The organism is Massilia timonae (assembly GCF_001866515.1).
GTDB classification, from domain to species: Bacteria; Pseudomonadota; Gammaproteobacteria; order Burkholderiales; family Burkholderiaceae_D; genus Telluria; species Telluria timonae.
On the sequence record NZ_JRYB01000001.1, the window covers coordinates 3597794 to 3612882 of the forward strand.

Here is a 15089-nt window from a genome sequence, read left to right on the forward strand (position 1 = left end):
AGGCTGTAAGTGGTTCTGCGTATCACACAACCGCTACGAACCCGACCATCATGCTGCTATGCTATTGCTTTGTTATACATGGAGTGGCGGGGCATGGAGCGCAGGGATTTTGTACGACTGGGTTTGGCGGCCGCGGCGGCGGGAACATCTGGCGTGACACTGGCGGCGCCCGCGCAAAAGCCGCCCGCGTCAAAATTCGCACCCGATCCGATGCTCGAAGCCGGCGTGCAGCGCCAGCAGCAGGCCATGCGCGCCGGCAAGCTGACGGCGCACGGCCTCGCCACGCGTTACCTGGCGCGTATCGAGGCCGTCGACCGCGCCGGTCCGCGCCTGCGTTCGGTGATCGAGCTGAACCCCGACGCCCTCGCCATCGCCCGCGAGCGCGACCGTGAGCGCAAGGCCGGCAAGCTGCGCGGCCCGCTGCACGGCATCCCGGTGCTCTTGAAGGACAACATCGCCACCGGCGACAAGATGAGCACCACCGCCGGATCGCTGGCGCTGGACGGCGTGCGCGCCGTACGCGACGCCCACCTGGTCGCGCGGCTGCGCACTGCCGGCGCCGTCATCCTCGGCAAGACCAATCTGTCGGAATGGGCGAACATGCGCTCGGTGCGCTCGACCAGCGGCTGGAGCGCGCGCGGCGGCCAGACCCGCAACCCGTATGCGCTCGACCGCAACACCAGCGGTTCCAGTTCCGGCTCGGCGGCGGCGATGGCGGCCAGCCTGGCCACGCTGGCGGTGGGCACCGAGACCGACGGCTCGATCGTCTCGCCCAGTTCCAGCTGCGGCATCGTCGGCATCAAGCCGACGCTGGGCCTGGTCAGCCGCGCCGGCATCATCCCGATCGCGCACTCGCAGGACACGGCCGGCCCGATGACGCGCAGCGTGGCCGACGCCGCCTTCCTGCTGGGCGCGCTGGCCGGTCCCGATCCGCAGGACGGCGTCACCGCCAAGGCGCCGCGCGTCAACTATGCGAGCTTCCTGCGCAAGGACGGCCTGCGCGGCAAGCGCCTGGGCGTGGCGCGCGACTTCTTCGGCGCCAACGACGGCGTGAACGCGCTGATCGAGAAAGAGCTGAGCCTGCTGCGCGAGCAGGGCGCGATCCTGGAAGACGTCACGATCCCCAACAGCGACAAGTACGGCGAGACCGAGCTGACGGTGCTGCTGCACGAGTTCCGGCCCGACCTCGAGGCCTGGCTGGCGGCCTATGCGCCGCACGCGCCGGTCAAGACCATGGCCGACATCATCGAGTTCAACCTGCGCAACGCCAGGCGCGAGATGCCGCATTTCGGCCAGGAACACCTGATCGCGGCCCAGTCGAAGGGCGGCCTGGAGGCGCGCGACTACGTGAAGGCGCTGGCCAACAACCGGCGCTATGCGCGCGACAAGGGACTGGAGCAGGTGCTGCGCGACCGCAAGCTCGACGCCCTGGTGGCCCCGACCGGCGGACCGGCCTGGCTCACCGACTACATCAACGGCGACCATTACGGCGCCAGCTTTTCGTCGCCGGCGGCGGTGGCCGGCTATCCGCACGTCACGGTGCCGGCCGGCCTGCTGCACGGGCTGCCGGTCGGCCTGTCCTTCGTCGGCAAGGCCTGGAGCGAGCCGGCGCTGATCGCCATGGCCTATGCCTACGAACAGGCCGGCCGGCGCCGTCGCGCGCCGACCTATGCGGCGCACATCAGGGTGTAGCGCTTAGCGCCTGGCCGCCTGCTGCGCCTGCGCGAACACGGGGCCCCATTGCGGGTGCCCATGCTCGCCGGGACCGAGATCGAAGGATGGGTCGAGCCTGAAGGCGCGGTCGAACGTCTGGCGGCACAGCGCCTGGCGGCCCGTCACGCAATAGCTGAAGGCGGTGTATTTGAGGGCGGTCAGCCGCTCGCGCTGGCCGGCGCCGTTCATGTCGCCGCCGTTCAGGCGCCGGATCGCGCCGTCGTAGTCGCCCTTGTCATACATGGCGATGCCTTCGCGCAGCGCGACGTCGTCGCGCCTGGACGCCGGCGTGGCGGGCCGGTTCGCCTGCTGCGCGCGCTGGGCGCGCGGCTTGCCCCCGTCAGCGCGGGGATGCGGCCGTGCTTTCTCCTGGCCGCCGAACATGGGGCCGAGCTGGGCGCAGCCCGCCAACGTGGCTGCGGTCAGCGCCAGCGCGGCCAGCGCGGCGGTCCGGCTCATGGTGACGATGCTCACTGTGCTCTCTCCTCGGTGAAATCAAGTTCGATCGTGCCCGCCTGGCCTTCCACCGAGTGCACGGTGACGGTGTGTTCCGGGAAGCTCGGGTTGACGATGCGGATCGTATGCTCGCCCGGCGGCAGCGTGATGCGCCTGAGCGGCGGGCTGGCGCCGCGCTCGACGTCGTCGACGACGATCGTGCCCCAGGGCTTGACCGCCAGGGTATACGTGGTGCCGGCGACCGCCGCCTCGGGCGGCGTGCCCTTGGGCGCCAGCTGGACCGCGGTGGGCGGCACCGCCGCGTCGGGCGCGGGCGGCGGGGCGAGCGGCGCGCCGGACGCCGTTTCGTCGATCACCGGGCCTTCCAGCCGGGCCTCGGGCGCAGGCGGCAGCGTCACCAGCGGCGCCTCGGAAGCGTTGTGGGGGTCTTCGAGGGCGGGCGGCACGGACAGGGCCAGCGCATCGCTGGAATCGGCCTGGCGCAGCAGCGCGAACAGGGCGAGCACGGCCCCGACGACGACCAGCGCGACGATGCCGATGAGCAGCCAGCGCCGCGGGCGCTGGGTGGCGGCAGGGGACGCGGCCGGATCGGGCGCGGAGCGGGTCCGGGGCACATGGACCGGCGCAGGCGGTGGCGCAGGAGGTGGCACGAAAGAGGGCGCGGGCGCGATGGTTTGCTCCACGGCGGGCTCCAAGGCAGGCGCTGCCGGCGGCGCCGGCGCGGCCTCGTCTTCACCGGGCGGCAGCGGCGCGGCGTCGTCGAACGGTGGTGGCGGCGGTGGCGCGAGCACCACGATGCCCAGCAGTTCGCGCATCTGTTCGATGGTGCGCGGCCGCGCGGCCGGGTCGGGCGCCAGGCAGCGGTCGATGGCCTCGATGAAGGACTCGCTGTACTCGCCGAGCGGGCGGCCGCGCAGCGGCGTGGTGGGCGCGAGGTCGAGCGTGACGGCGTAGTGGACCACGGCCGCCAGGTCGTGCACGTCGCGCGCCTCGATCTCGGGCAGCGCATCGGGATCCGGTTCTTCGTCCGAGCTGGGCAACAGCATGGGATCGCCCGAATCGAGGATGAGCAGGGTGTCGGGCGTGATCACGCGGTGCGGCATGCGCATGCCGTATTGCACCTCGAGCGATTGCAGCACCTGGCGCACGATACGGCGGCACCAGGCTTCGCTGACCATCTCGTGATTGTGCTCGACGATTTCGCGGACGGTACGGCCGTCGAGTTGCTGTGCTGCGGTGTCGGGACTCATCATGGCATCGTGGCGGACGCTGGAACGGCGTCCGGTGAATGTTTATTTGTTGCAAATGATGCCAGATTTGCGCCGGGAATGGCGCTGCCCCGCTCAACCGTGCGCGCCAGTTACAAATGCAGGCGCGGGGCGGCGCTTCAGACTTCCACGAAGCGCATCTTGAACCAGCGCCCCTTGATGGCGCCGAAGCCGGGGCCGGGCGCGGCGCCTTCGCCCAGGCGCGCGACCGCGGCCGCCGCCACGCTGCGTTCCAGCGCCACATAGCTGCTGAACTCGCCGATGCTGATCTTGCCGACCTGTTCGCGCGTCAGGCCGGCGTCGCCCGTGAGAGCGCCCAGCAGGTCGCCCGGGCGCAGCTTGGCCTTCTTGCCGCCGGCCACGCACAGCGTGACCATCGGCGCCGGCGCGGCCGGTTCCTGGTGTTCGCCCAGGGCGTCGAGGCTTTCCCAGATCGCTTCCTGGTGTTGATACTCCTCGATCAGGCGCACCCATTTCTTTTCGTTCGGCGCCACCAGCGTGTGCGCCATGCCGCTCGCCCCGGCGCGGCCGGTGCGGCCGACCCGGTGCACGTGGACCTCGGGGTCGCGCGAGACGTCGACGTTGATCACGGTGTCGAGGTCGGCGATGTCGAGGCCGCGCGCGGCGACGTCGGTGGCGACCAGCACCGAGCAGCTGCGGTTACTGAACAGCACCAGGATCTCGTCGCGTTCCTGCTGTTCCAGTTCGCCGTACAGCGCCAGCGCCGAGAAGCCCTGGGCCTGGAGGCTGTCGGCCAGTTCGCGGCAGCGCGCCTTGGTATTGCAGAAGGCGAGGGCCGACACCGGGCGCTGCGCCTTGAGCAGGCGGCCGACCGCCTCCTCGCGGCCTTCGAAGCCGATTTCGTAGAAGCGCTGGTCGATCGCCTCCAGGCTGTGCTGGCCCTCGACCTTCACTTCGAGCGGATCGCGCAGAAAACCGGCGGTGGCGAAGCGGATGTCGTCCGGGTAGGTGGCCGAGAACAGCAGGGTCTGGCGATGGACCGGCGTGGCCGAGACGATGCCCGCGATCTCGTCATAGAAACCCATGTCGGTCATGCGGTCGGCTTCGTCGAGCACCAGGGTCTGCACCTTCGACAGGTCGAGCGTGGCGCGGCCGAGGTGGTCGCGGATGCGGCCCGGGGTGCCGACCACGATGTGGGCGCCATGCTCGAGCGAGGCGATCTGCGGACGCATCGACACGCCGCCGGTCAGGGTCAGGATCTTGACGTTGCCGACGCCGCGCGCCAGGCGCCGCAATTCGCCCGCGACCTGGTCGGCCAGTTCGCGCGTCGGGCACAGCACCAGGCCCTGCACCGCGAACCAGGCCGGATTGAGCTTGTTCAGGATGCCGATGCCGAAGGCCGCGGTCTTGCCGCTGCCGGTCTTGGCCTGGGCGATCAGGTCGCGTCCCGCCAGCACCGACGGCAGGGTCTCGGCCTGCACTTGCGTCATGTGGTGGTAGCCGAGTGTGGCCAGGTTGGCGAGGAAACGCGGTTCGAGGGACAGCGAGGTGAACGAGTCGGATTGCATGGCTAAGCCTCCAGCCGGCAGGGCCGGGCTATTCGGGATCGGGCGCCCAGACCGGCAGGCCGGTCAGGTCGAGTTTGTCGTCGCGCTTCCAGACGGGCAGGCCGGTGGTGTCGGTTTCTTCGAGCAGGTGAAGCTGCTCTTGCTTGAGCGCGATGCGGCGCGGACGAGGACCGGTGCGTTTGGGCGTCGATTGTTGCTCGGGATTGGAGCCAGCCAGCGGAACGAGCGGCGCGGCCGGCTCGAAGCCGGGCAGGTCGAACGTTGCGTTGTCTTTCTTGTCTCTCATCCTCTGCCCTCTGCATTTTTCTGCCGCAGAAAACAAAAGCCCGGCTCGTTGAGTCGGGCTTCGTATTGAATTTGGTTGCGGGGACAGGATTTGAACCTGTGACCTTCGGGTTATGAGCCCGACGAGCTGCCAGACTGCTCCACCCCGCGTCTGAGAACGATAGTATAGCGCCTTCAACCGGTATTTGCAATGCGGGTCTGCCAAACGGCCCCGCAGCTCAGCCGGCGCTGCGCAGGCGCCACAGCGACGTGACTTCCTTCGATCGCGCCGCATGCAGCGGATCATCCGGATCGTTTGCACGCGCGTGCACCGGGCGCGTATCGTGGCGCGCCGCGACTTCCAGCCCCGCGTCCGCGATCCAGCCCAGCAGTTGCTCGCGGCTGCGCAGGCCCAGGTGTTCGGCGAAATCCGACATGATCAGCCAGCCTTCGCCGCCGGGTTCCAGGTGCGCGTTCAGTCCGCCCAGGAAGCCGCGCAGCATGCGGCTGTCCGGATCGTAGATCGCGTATTCGATCGCCGAACTCGGCTTGCCGGGCAGCCAGGGCGGATTGCAGACCACCAGCGGCGCGCGGCCTTGCGGGAACAGGTCGGCCTGGACCACCTCGACCTGCGTGGCCAGGCCCAGCCGCGCGACGTTCTCGCGCGCGCAGCCGAGGGCGCGCGCGTCCATGTCGGTGGCGACCACCCGCAGGCCGCGCCGCGCCAGCACGGCGGACAGCACGCCGGTGCCGGCGCCGATGTCGAACGCCGTTTTCGCGCCAGCAGGCAGCGGCGCCTGCGCCACCAGCTCGACGTATTCGCCGCGCACCGGCGAAAACACGCCATACCAGGGGTGGATGCGGTCGTCGAGCGCGGGAATCATGACGCCCTTGCGGCGCCACTCGTGGGCGCCGATCACGCCCAGCAGTTCGCGCAGCGACGCAATATATGGTTCAGGCGATTGGCCATAGGCTTCCAGGCAGGCCAGGCGCGCATCCGGCGCGCGCCGGAGCGGGATGCCGTGGTCGGCCTCGAACGGGATCAACAGCATCGCCAATGTGCGCGCGCGCTGGAGCTGGCTCAGGCGGTGGCGGTGGAAGGCTTCCGTCGGCGTGGCCGGCGCCCTGGGCTTGGCGCGGCGGCCGCGTTCGCCCTTGTGCTCGATGCGGCGCACCAGCGCCTGCAGCAGCTGGCGCGCATTCTGGAAGTCGCCGCGCCAGAGCAGGGCGGTGCCGTCCAGCGCGAGGCGGTAGGCGGCGTCGGCGCTCATGGTGTCGTCGGCCGGCACCACCTTCCTGGGCGCCGGCCAGCCGCTCTCGGAGCGCCACAGCGCCGAGCGCGTCTCGCCGCCTTCCATCCATTCGATGCGCGTCGTCATATCAGTGATGGTGGTGCCAGTTGCCGTCGGTCGATTCCAGGTAGGACTTCACCGCGTCCGGGCTGCCGGTCGCGTGGCGCTTGACTTCGCCGCAGTCGCAGATGCCCTGGTAGGGCTGGATGTGCGAGCAGGCGGACACTTTCTGAAGGAAGACTTTGACCGGCTTAGTGCACTTGGCGCACTTGAAGGTCAGGATGCGGGCGGGCTTCATGGTTGGATGACGGTGTGAATGAAAAGAGCGGCATTTTACACCCGTCGCCAGGCCGTCCCCGGTGGCGAGGCGGGAATTGACAAGAAAGAATCGCCAAACCTATACTCGAATGATCGCGCTAACACTGAATGTTATAAATTGTTATTACAAACCGCGATGCACATAATAAACTGGAGACAAGGTTAGCTCATGACACTGACAATGAAGCTGTTCAGGCGCGTCCTCGCGCCACTGACGGCACTATGCGCGGTGCTGGCCGCGCCCTCGGCCTGGGCGCTGGGCGAGCGCCAGTTCGTCCGCTTCGACGCGAACGCACAAGCCGTGGTGCTGGCGGACCAGGGCCGCGCCGCGCCCTTGCTGGTCGATCCCAACGACGATGCGGGCGTACGGCGCGCCGTCGCCGACCTGCAGGGCGATATCGCGCTGGTGTCCGGCGCCAAACCCGTCCTCACTAACAATCCCGGCAGCGCGCTAGATAACGTGGTCATCGTCGGCACCCTCGGCCAAAGCGCCCTGGTCGACCGCCTCGCCGCCGAGGGCAAGATCGACGCCGCCGCCATCCGCGGCAAATGGGAGGGTTTCCTGATCCAGGCCGTCGCCAACCCGATGCCGGGCGTGGCGCGCGCGCTGGTGGTGGCCGGCAGCGACCGGCGCGGCGCCATCTTCGGCGTCTACACCCTGTCGGAGCAGATCGGCGTCTCGCCGTGGAAGTGGTGGGCCGACGTGGTTCCGGCGCGCCGGGCGACGCTGTCCGTTGCGCAGGGCACCAAGGTGAGCGACGCTCCCGTGGTGCAGTACCGCGGCATCTTCCTGAACGACGAGGCGCCCGCGCTGACCAACTGGGCCAAGGAAAAATACGGCGGCTTCAACCACCGCTTTTATGAGAAGGTGTTCGAGCTGATCCTGCGCATGCGCGGCAACTACCTGTGGCCGGCGATGTGGCCGCCCACGGCCTTCTATGCCGACGATCCGGAAAACGGCCGCCTGGCCCACGAGATGGGCATCATCATGGGCACCTCGCACCATGAGCCGATGATGCGCGCGCACGACGAGTGGGCCCGCTTCGGCAAGGGGCCGTGGGACTACGGCAAGAACGCCGATGTGCTGCAGGCGTTCTGGAAGCAGGGCCTGCGCAACTCGCACGGCCAGGACCGCGTGATCACGCTGGGCATGCGCGGCGACGGCGACGAGCCGATGTCCGAGGAAGACAACGTCGACCTGCTGCAGAAGATCGTGCGCGACCAGCGCGCGCTGATCGAGCAGGATACCGGCAAGCCGGCAAGCGAGGTGCCGCAGGTGTGGGCGCTGTACAAGGAAGTGCAGGGCTATTACGAGAAGGGCATGCGCGTGCCGGACGACGTGCTGCTGCTCTGGTGCGACGACAACTGGGCCAATATCCGCCGCCTGCCGACGCCGGAGGAACGCGCGCGTCCGGGCGGGGCCGGCGTCTACTACCACTTCGACTACGTGGGCGGCCCGCGCTCGTATAAATGGCTGAACGTGACGCCGATCCCGAAGATCTGGGAACAGATGCACCTGGCCTGGCAGTATGACGCCAAGCGCATGTGGATCGTCAACGTCGGCGACCTCAAGCCCATGGAAGTGCCGATCGAGTTCTTCCTGACCTATGCCTGGAATCCCGCGGCCTGGCCGGCCGAGCGCCTGCCGGAATACCTGCGCCTGTGGGCCACGCGCGAGTTCGGCGCCGAGCACGCGGTGGAAATCGCCGAGCTGGTCGAGGGGTACACCCGCTTCAATGGCCGCCGCAAGCCCGAGCAGCTCGAGCCGGGCACCTACAGCGTGCTGCACTACGACGAAGCCGGCCGCATCGCGCGCGACTACGCGGCGCTGGCCGAGCGCGCGAGCAAGGTGGCGGCCAGGCTGCGCCCCGAGCAGCGTGACGCCTTCTTCCAGCTGGTGCAATATCCGGTCGCGGCGTCCAGCAATATGAACCAGCTGTACGTGGCGGCCGGCCTCAATCACCATTACGCCACCCAGTTCCGCGCCACCACCAACGACATGGCCGAGCGCGTGCAGGCGTTGTACAAGAACGACGTCGAACTGGCGCGCCAGTACCATGCGCTCCAGGGCGGCAAGTGGAACCACCTGATGTCGCAGACCCGCTTCGGCTACGTCAACTGGGAACAGCCGCGCGCCAATGTGCTGCCGGCGGTGCATCGCATCGACGTGCCGGCCGGCGCGAATATGTCGGTGGCGGTCGAGGGCAGCGCCAAGGCCTGGGGCGCCTATGGCCTCAAGGCGCTGGACTTGCCGACCTTCGATCCCTACGCCAGAAAATCGCACTACCTCGACATCTTCAACCGCGGCAGCGCGCCGTTCGAATACCGCATTGAATCCAATCAACCCTGGGTGGTGGTGAGCCAGGCGAGCGGCAAGGTGACGGGCGAGCAGCGCGTGACCGTCGATGTACGCTGGGACAAGGTGCCGGCCAAGCCGCAGCCGGCCGTGCTGACGATTACGGGGCCGAACGATACGCGCGTGCTGGTCAATGTGCCGCTGCGCCTTGCAGACATCCCCAAAGGCGCCAAGGGCTTTGTCGAGACCGATGGCGTGGTGTCGATCGAGGCCGCCAACTACACCCGTGCGCTGGCGCCCGAGGGCCGCAGCTGGCTCAGGATTCCTGGCCATGGCCGCACCGACGCCGGGGTGACGACGATGCCGGTGACCGCTGCGGCGCTGGACGTGAAGCAGGGCATGCGTCTCGAGTACGACGTCAACACGGTCAGCAGCGGGAGGGTAGAAGTGCAGGTGACGCTGGCGCCGACCCTCAAGTTCCAGCCGGGCGCCGGTTTCCGCTACGCCGTGTCGATCGACGACGAGGCGCCGCAGATCGTCAATGTGCATGTGGACGAGTCGGAAAAATTCTGGGAAAAGATCGTGTCGGATGGGGCGGCGGTGTTCACGACGGAACACCAGCTGGCCAAGCCGGGCAAGCATGTACTGAAGTTCTGGGCGCTCGATCCGGGCCTGGTGGTGCAGAAGCTGGTGCTCGATGCGGGCGGACTGAAGCCGAGCTACCTGGGGCCGCAGCAAAGCCCGCGCCTGTAAGAGTCGGGAAGCGTTAACTGAAAAGGGCAGTCCGCATGACGCGGACTGCCCTTTTTGACGTGCTGATACCGGAGGATCAGGCTTTACGCATCGGCATCGCGCGCAGCGAAGCGGCGATCGCCTCGCGCATCGGCTTGGCGCGCAACTGGCTGTCGTACGGCGTCGGACGCTGCGCCAGGCCGTCCGGGCGCTTCGCGTCGGCCCAGACCTGCAGCCAGTTCACGTGGTCCGCCATGCCCCACAACAGGAAATCGCGGCAGGTCGGATAGCTCAGGGTCACGTCGAGATAGTCGCGCGCCAGCGCCGCAGTGGCCGCGTCGCGCTTGGCGACATCGGCCGGGAAGGCCTTGTCGTTGACGTCGAACTCGGTGATCAGGAGGTCCAGCCCCATGCCGGTGACCTCGTCCAGGAACTTGCGCCATTCGCGCAGCACCGCCGCGTTGGCGGGGCCGGACATGGCGTCGCCCGCGCTGATATGGCTTTGCAGGCCGAGGGCGTGGATCGGGGCGCCGCGTTTTTTCAGTTCCGCCAGCAGTTTCAGCACGCCGGCGCGGTGCTTGGCGTCGTCGCCGAGGCCGGGGCCCATGAAGTCGTTGTACACCAGCTGCGCCTTCGGCGCGTGCTCGTGGGCCTGGCGGAAGGCGAATTCGATCTGCTCGACCGCGCCCATGCGCCTGGTGAACACATTCTGTATCAAGCTGCCGTCCTTCGGCGACACCGCCTCGTTGACGACGTCGTGGCTGATGACGTCCTGCCCCATGTGCGTGCAGACGGTCTTGATGTGCTCGCGCAGGATCGCCTCGGCGTGGCCGACCGGCTTGGATTTCAGCTCCAGCGCATTCACCCAGGCGGGCAGCCATTTCGGATCCTGCCAGATCAGGGTGTGGCCGCGCACCGCCATGCCTTCCTTGCGCGCCCAGGCGAACATCTCGTCGGCCGGTCCCCATTGATAGGGGCCTGGTTTCGGCTGCAGGGCCTGCCACTTGGTCTCGTTCTCGGCGACGATCATATTGCACTCGCGCGCCATCAGGGCGCGGTAGGCCGGGTCGCGGAAGCTCTTGCGGGTGTCCTGGTCTTCCAGCATGCCCATGGCATTACCGAAGCGCATGCCCTTGGCCTTGGCCAGGTCCTTGAGGGCGGGGCCGGCGTCCTGCGCGGCCAGTACGTGGGGGGCGAGCATGGCGCCGGCCGCCGTGCCAAGCAGTTTCAGGGTATCGCGTCGCGATGTCATCGGGTGGTGTCTCCTTTATCGTGTTTGTCGGTATCCGCTCACGCCTGGCGATAGGGCGAGATGGTGACGATCTTGCCGTCGTCGTCGTAATGCAGCTCGGTCACCTTCACCGAACGCAGGTGGGTGACGCCGCCGGAAAGGCTGCTGTCGTGATAGAAGAGATACGAGCGGCCTTCGAACTCGCAGATCGAGTGGTGCGTGGTCCAGCCGATCACCGGGGTCATGATCTGGCCCGCATAGGTGAAGGGGCCGTAGGGGCTGTCGCCGATTGCGTAGCACAGCAGGTGGGTGTCGCCGGTCGAATAAGAGAAGTAGTACTTGCCGTCGTGCTTGTGCAGCCACGGGGCCTCGAAGAAGCGGCGATCGTGGTCGCCGGCCAGCAGCTCCTTGCCGTCGGCGTCGAGGATGCGCACGGGGCGCGGCTCCTCGCTCAGCTCCAGCATGTCGCCGCGCAGGCGCGCCACGCGCGGCTGCAGGGCCGGCTCGTGCGCCGCCGGTTCTTCATGGTCAGGGCTGTAGAGGTTGTCGCGGTACTTCTGCAGCTGGCCGCCCCAGATGCCGCCGAAATAGAGATAGAACTCGCCGTCGTCGTCGCCGAACACGGCCGGGTCGATCGAATAGCTGCCGGCGATCGGCTGCGGTTGCGCCGTGAACGGGCCGACAGGACTGTCGCTGACCGCGACGCCGATCTGGAAGATGCCGTCGGGCCGCTTGGCCGGGAAGTACAGGTAATACTTGCCGTCCTTGCGCGCGCAGTCGGGCGCCCACATCTGGCGCGCCGCCCATGGCACGTCGCGCACGTGCAGGGCCACGCCGTGGTCGACCGCTTCGGCGCCCGGGTGGTCCATCGAGACGACGTGATAGTCCTCCATCGCGAAATGGGCGCCGTCGTCGTTGAACGGCACGCCGGCCTCGATGTCGTGCGACGGGTAGATGTAGATGCGGCCGTCGAACACGTGGGCCGACGGATCGGCGATGTAGATGTGCTCGAGCAGCGGCTGGGAAATGGCGCGCTCTGTCAAGGCTTGCACGCGGTCTTTGTCGATAATTTCAGGCATGGCTATGGTCTGGTTCGGGTTCAGATGAAAATCATTGCTGGGCGGCGAGTGCGCGGCGTTCGCCGAGTTCGCGCTCGATCTGCAGCTCGGTGGTTTTGCGGATGTCGTAGGCCGCGAGGCAGCACACGGCCAGCAGGAAGGGGATGGCGGCGTACACGCTGACCGACAGGCGCACGCCATCGGCCACCTGGCCCGGCTGGACGGCCAGGGCGGCGTCGTAGCCATAGGCCGACAGCAGGGCCGCCACCAGCGCTCCGCCGATGGAGAGGCCCGCCTTGAGGCCGAAGATCATGGCCGAGAACAGCAGGGCGGTGGCGCGGCGGTTGTTCTTCCATTCCGAGTAGTCGGCGACGTCGGCGATCATCGCCCACAGCAATGGGATCGTGATGCCGTAGAAGAAGCCGTACAGGATCTGGGCGCCGAACACCAGGCCGATCGAGCCCGGGCCGATCCAGTAGTAGCTGAGGCGGAAGATCGCTGCCAGCAGCAGCGCGGCGCCGAACACGTCGCGCTTACCGAAGCGGTCGGCCAGCGGCTTCGAGAAGCCGATCCCGACGATCATCAGGATGATGCCGACCGCGTTGAACAGGGAAAAGCCCGAGGTGGCGGCGTCTTCCGGCCAGTGGAAGGCGGTCAGGCCCATGCCGGTGAGTACCGCGTTGAGGCCGTCGATGAAGCCCAGGAAGCCGACGTCGCTCAGAAAAGCCGCCAGCGCCGCCTCCTCCAGGTAGTTGCGGAAGTAGAAGATGTACATGCCGCCCTTGAGCGACAAGGTGATGAACACCAGGATGGTCAGCACCAGCATCACCACCCAAGGGCGGTTGCGCAGCAGGTCGGCCACGTCCTGCCTGATGCTCGAGCGCTGGCTTGGCGCGGGCACGATGCGTTCGCGGGTGGTGAAGAAGGTGATCAGGAAGCAGACGGTGCCGGCCACCGCGAAGAACATCATCACGGTCTGGAAGCCGGCCACCTTGTCGCCCGCGCCCAGGATCAGCACCAGCGGCAGCAGCAGCACCTGGATCACCAGCTGCGCGACCAGCACCGCGACGAAGCGATACGACGACAGGCTGTTGCGGTCGGCCATGCTGCCGGTCAGCACGCCGCTCAGGGCCGAATAGGGCAGGTTGTTGGCCGAGTACACCAGCATCAAGAGGATGTAGGTCAGCAGCGCGTAGATGTACTTGCCGCGCTCGCCCAGGTCGGGCGTGCTGAAGGCGAGGATCGCCACCAGGCCGAACGGCACCGAGGTCCACAGGATCCAGGGACGGAACTTGCCCCAGCGGGTCGAAGTGCGGTCGGCGATGATGCCCATCAGCGGGTTGAAGCAGGCGCCGACCAGGCCGCCCATGAAGATGATGCTGGCCGCGGCGTTGGGTGAGATCTGATAGACGTCGGTGTAGAAGAAGGCGAGGAAGGTGAGCAGGGTCTGGAAGATCAGGTTGGCCGCCAGATCGCCCAGTGCATAGCCGATTTTTTCAGTTGTCTCCAGCGTCGGCTGCGCCTTGATAATTGTAGTCATTGTCTTGCCAATCTATATGTTGAAAAGCAATTGCGGCCCTCAACCGTCAGGCACGCGGCAAGCGCGTTCATGACGGTCGGGCCACGCATGTATCACGTCAACCTCGCAAAAAGTTAGCGCAATCATTGTTTTCGATTGTGGATGAGATGCTAACGCCCGTCAACCGCTTTATTGCCCGGCCGCATATCAGATATAAGCCTGGGAGTGGCGGTAAATACGGCGCTGCGTGTTAGAATGAGGACGTTAAAGTTCGCGCAAACATCGCAAGGTCTTCCAGGGATTCTCCGCATGCCTAATTCCACGATCGGACTCGTCAATCCAGCGGAGCTCAAGCGCGGCCCCAATATGGCCGACGTGGCGAAGCTTGCCGGGGTGTCGCCGATGACGGTGTCGCGGGTCATGAGCGGCAAGGCGACCGTGCGGGCCAGTACGCGCAAGAAGGTGACGGCCGCCGCCGCGGCCCTGAACTACGCGCCGCACCCCGAGGCGCGGCTGTTGGCCGGATCGCGGCCGATCCGCATCGGCTTCCTGTACAGCATGCCGAGCGTGCGCAGCGGCGCCTATCTCACCGAGGTCTTGCTGGGATTGCTGAACAAGGTCAGCCTGAACAACGTCCAGCTGCTGGTCGAGAAGTGCGCCGACGGCGAACAGATCGCCGAGCAGACCCAGCGCCTGATCGATAACCAGATGGACGGCATCATCCTGCCGCCGCCGCTGGTCGACAATGCCGAGATCGTGGCGCGCATCGTCGACGCCGGCATTCCGCTGGCCCTGATCGCCTGCGGCCAGCCCGATGCGCGGGCCAGCGCGATCGGCATCGACGATCGCCAGGCCGCCTACGAAATGACGCGCCACCTGATCGAACTGGGCCACCAGCGGATCGGCTTCATCAGCGGACATCCCTACCAGTCGGCGAGCAGCGCCCGGCTGCAAGGCTACCAGGCCGCCATCGAGGAATTCGGCGCCGACCCCGCGCCCGAGCTGGTGGCGCAGGGGATGTTCAACTATCGCTCGGGGCTCGACGCCGCCGAGATCCTGCTGGCGCTGCCCGACCGGCCGACGGCGATCTTCGCCAGCAACGACGACATGGCCGCCGCCACGGTCGCGGTAGCCCATCGCCTGGGGCTCGACGTGCCGGGCGACATCACGGTGGTCGGCTTCGACGATACCGCGCTGTCGACCACGATCTGGCCGGCGCTCACCACCGTGCGCCAGCCGACCATGGACATGGCAGAGGCGGCGATCGAATGCATCGTCCGGCGCGTGACGAACGAGCGCACCGGCCTGGCCGCGGGTCCCGAGCACATCAAGACCGATTTCACGCTGGTGCGGCGCCAGTCCGACGCGGCGCCGCGGATCCGGCCGCCGGTGCGCATCGTCGCCTGAAACTTC

The 15089-nt window shown here is 67.5% G+C and carries 12 protein-coding genes and 1 tRNA gene; 3 read left to right on the forward strand and 10 right to left on the reverse strand.

The genetic code is table 11. The annotated features are described in order from the left end of the window. Positions 1–93 precede the first annotated feature (93 nt). Positions 94–1692 (forward strand): amidase, encoded by a 1599-nt coding sequence (locus LO55_RS15550; protein ID WP_071362143.1) that lies wholly within the window; start codon positions 94–96, stop codon positions 1690–1692. Between the two features lie 3 nt (positions 1693–1695). Here LO55_RS15550 and LO55_RS15555 read toward each other — a convergent pair whose 3' ends face one another. From LO55_RS15555 to LO55_RS15585, 7 genes are all read right to left on the reverse strand, one after another. After that, the gene (locus LO55_RS15555; protein WP_071362144.1) at positions 1696–2187 is read right to left on the reverse strand and encodes a TssQ family T6SS-associated lipoprotein; all 492 of its coding nucleotides are present in this window, start codon (positions 2185–2187) and stop codon (positions 1696–1698) included. Beyond that, the gene (locus tag LO55_RS15560) at positions 2184–3422 is read right to left on the reverse strand and encodes a serine/threonine-protein kinase (protein WP_071362145.1); all 1239 of its coding nucleotides are present in this window, start codon (positions 3420–3422) and stop codon (positions 2184–2186) included. The genes LO55_RS15555 and LO55_RS15560 overlap by 4 nt, the downstream gene beginning before the upstream one ends. 134 nt (positions 3423–3556) lie before the next feature. After that, positions 3557–4966 carry an ATP-dependent RNA helicase DbpA gene (gene dbpA / locus LO55_RS15565; protein WP_005666736.1) on the reverse strand — a complete coding sequence of 470 codons (1410 nt, stop codon included), beginning with the start codon at positions 4964–4966 and terminating at the stop codon, positions 3557–3559. Between the two features lie 28 nt (positions 4967–4994). Further along, on the reverse strand, positions 4995–5252 hold the full coding sequence (locus tag LO55_RS15570; protein WP_005666738.1) for a hypothetical protein: 258 nt from the start codon (positions 5250–5252) through the stop codon (positions 4995–4997). A gap of 72 nt (positions 5253–5324) precedes the next feature. Further along, a tRNA-Met gene (locus LO55_RS15575) sits at positions 5325–5401 on the reverse strand. 68 nt (positions 5402–5469) lie between these two features. Beyond that, on the reverse strand, positions 5470–6609 hold the full coding sequence (locus LO55_RS15580) for a methyltransferase (RefSeq protein WP_177185529.1): 1140 nt from the start codon (positions 6607–6609) through the stop codon (positions 5470–5472). Position 6610: 1 nt separating this feature from the next. Continuing rightward, the gene (locus LO55_RS15585; protein ID WP_005666742.1) at positions 6611–6820 is read right to left on the reverse strand and encodes a hypothetical protein; all 210 of its coding nucleotides are present in this window, start codon (positions 6818–6820) and stop codon (positions 6611–6613) included. Between the two features lie 189 nt (positions 6821–7009). On the opposite strand from LO55_RS15585, the gene LO55_RS15590 reads away from it, so the two are divergent. Beyond that, positions 7010–9889 (forward strand): glycosyl hydrolase 115 family protein, encoded by a 2880-nt coding sequence (locus LO55_RS15590; protein WP_071362147.1) that lies wholly within the window; start codon positions 7010–7012, stop codon positions 9887–9889. Positions 9890–9965: 76 nt separating this feature from the next. Here LO55_RS15590 and LO55_RS15595 read toward each other — a convergent pair whose 3' ends face one another. From LO55_RS15595 to LO55_RS15605, 3 genes are read right to left on the reverse strand one after another with little or no spacing between them, the layout of a single operon-like run. Further along, entirely contained in the window at positions 9966–11120 is a 1155-nt protein-coding gene (locus LO55_RS15595) for an endo-1,4-beta-xylanase (RefSeq protein WP_071362148.1), read from the reverse strand. Between the two features lie 38 nt (positions 11121–11158). Further along, positions 11159–12178, reverse strand: a complete 1020-nt coding sequence (locus LO55_RS15600; RefSeq protein WP_071362149.1) for a glycoside hydrolase family 43 protein — start codon at positions 12176–12178, stop codon at positions 11159–11161. Positions 12179–12209: 31 nt separating this feature from the next. Next, positions 12210–13697, reverse strand: coding sequence for an MFS transporter (locus tag LO55_RS15605; protein WP_071362150.1), 1488 nt, complete (start codon positions 13695–13697; stop codon positions 12210–12212). Between the two features lie 288 nt (positions 13698–13985). On the opposite strand from LO55_RS15605, the gene LO55_RS15610 reads away from it, so the two are divergent. Further along, positions 13986–15083 (forward strand): LacI family DNA-binding transcriptional regulator, encoded by a 1098-nt coding sequence (locus LO55_RS15610; protein WP_071362151.1) that lies wholly within the window; start codon positions 13986–13988, stop codon positions 15081–15083. Positions 15084–15089: the final 6 nt, after the last annotated feature.